The organism is Cytophagia bacterium CHB2, from assembly GCA_030263535.1.
GTDB lineage: Bacteria > Zhuqueibacterota > Zhuqueibacteria > Zhuqueibacterales > Zhuqueibacteraceae > Coneutiohabitans.
In genome coordinates, this window is the sequence record SZPB01000647.1 from 1 (window position 1) to 1,896 (window position 1,896).

Sequence of the window (1,896 nt, forward strand, 5' to 3'; positions counted from 1 at the left end):
GTCCAATGTTGGTGAAACGGACGGTATCACTGCCAGCGATTCAACTTGCGCCAGCGCGTCGGGAACCGGAACCGGTGTACCCGGAATTTCGGTTGGGATGGGCGCGCTGCTGGAGCCGCCGCCTTCACCGCCGCCCTGGCCGCCGCCGGTGTCGAGTTTGATGATTTCAGCATAAGGCTCAAGCTGCACCTGCACCGAGCGTCGCTCGGACAAAATGCTGTCAGAACTCTTGCCGGAATTGGTGAATTCCAGGCGCAAACTCAACAGCGCAAAAAGATGCAAGACAATCGCCAGGCCGAGGCCGATCGCGATATTTTTTTGCAAGACGCGGCTGGAAAGCTCTGTTTGCCAGGAAAGCATGAAAAAATCAATCACGTTAACGTCGTCGCATGAATCTGCCTTTTCCAATACAAATAAAACGGCAAGCCAGCGAGCACGAGCAGCAAGCCCACCATGGAATCTGCGGTTTGCTCGACCAGGGTGTTGATCACGAACCAGGTCGCCACGATCACAAAAATGGCGGGCACGATGGGATAGCCGGGCGTGCGGTAGCTGCGCTGCGAATTCGGCATTTTCCGGCGCAGGATGAACAAACCGGCGGCCCCCAGCGCATAAAAAATCCACGCGGCAAAAATCGCATACAGAAAGAGCTGGTCGTAGGTTCCGGTGAAGGTGAGCAGCGCCGACCAAATGCCTTGCGCCAGCAAAGCCTTCCCGGGTGTGCGATACTTTGCCTGGACTTCGGCAAAACCGGCGAAGAACAGTTTGTCTTTTGCCATGGCATAGTAAAGACGCGCGGCCGTCAAACATGTTGTATTCACGATGCCGAAGGTCGAAACCATGACGGTGAGCGCAATAAAACTGCCGCCAAAGTTGCCCAGAACTTTTTGCATAACGTCCGCGGCCACCAGCTTCGATTTTGCCATCTCTTCGATCGGCATAATGTAGAGATAGGCAAGATTCATAAGCATGTAGATGACAATCGTCGCGAGAGTGCCGAGCACCAGCGCTCGCGGAATATTTTTTTGCGGATGTTGCACCTCGCCGGCGAGATACGTCACATTGTTCCAGCCGTCGTAACACCACAAGGCGGCAATCATCGCCACGCCGATGGCGGCGATTAAATTACCGCTTTCCGGCTCGCCCCACAAGGGGAAAAAATTATCAACACTGCCGTGGCCGAGCGTGAATGCCAATATAATGATGGCGCCGATGGCCACAACTTTCAAGGTGGTGAGAATGTTTTGCACGAATGCGCCCAGTTCGACGCCCAGGTAGTTGATCCAGGTCAACAAAAGAATCGCCAAAATCGCGACGATTTTCACACCGAAATCAGCGAGCGGCGTGATGTTCCCGAGCAACGGCAAATGCCAGGCTTCCAGCGCCGGGCTGAGATGGGGCAGCGGAACGAAATATTCGAAATAACGCGCGAAGGCCACGGCAATCGCGGCGATGGAAGCGGTTTGATAAACGATGAACGACGTCCAGCCGTAAAGAAAGGCCATCCAGTCTTTGTACAACACGCGAAAATAAACGTACTGCCCGCCGGCATCGGTAATTTCCGCGGCGATTTCAGCGTTGGTGAGCGCGCCGGCGAGCGTTAGCAAGCCACTGACCACCCAGACAAAAATCATCAAGCCCGGCACCTGCACGGTAGCTGCGATGCTTTGCGGGGTCAGAAAAATGCCCGAGCCGATGATCAAACCGATCACGATTAAAATTGCGGAAGGCAGGCCGAGGCGGCGCGCCAGTTGGTCTTGAGATTCAGGCATGCCGGTTGTTCGCGGAGAACCTCTGCTTAGGAACGCCATTTAAATAACTTACTCATTTGGGGAACCGCCAATAAACGCGAATATCCGCTAATTTTAAAATTCGCGTTTATTGGCGTGCATTCGC

At 54.3% G+C, this 1,896-nt stretch carries 2 protein-coding genes; both read right to left on the reverse strand.

Going from position 1 to position 1,896, the window contains the following annotated elements; genetic code table 11:
* On the reverse strand, nt 1-360 hold a 360-nt coding region (locus FBQ85_29840; protein MDL1879333.1), incomplete at its 3' end, for a hypothetical protein.
* 11 nt (nt 361-371) lie between these two features.
* Nucleotides 372-1,811 (reverse strand): amino acid permease, encoded by a 1,440-nt coding sequence (locus tag FBQ85_29845; protein MDL1879334.1) that lies wholly within the window; start codon nt 1,809-1,811, stop codon nt 372-374.
* Nucleotides 1,812-1,896: the final 85 nt, after the last annotated feature.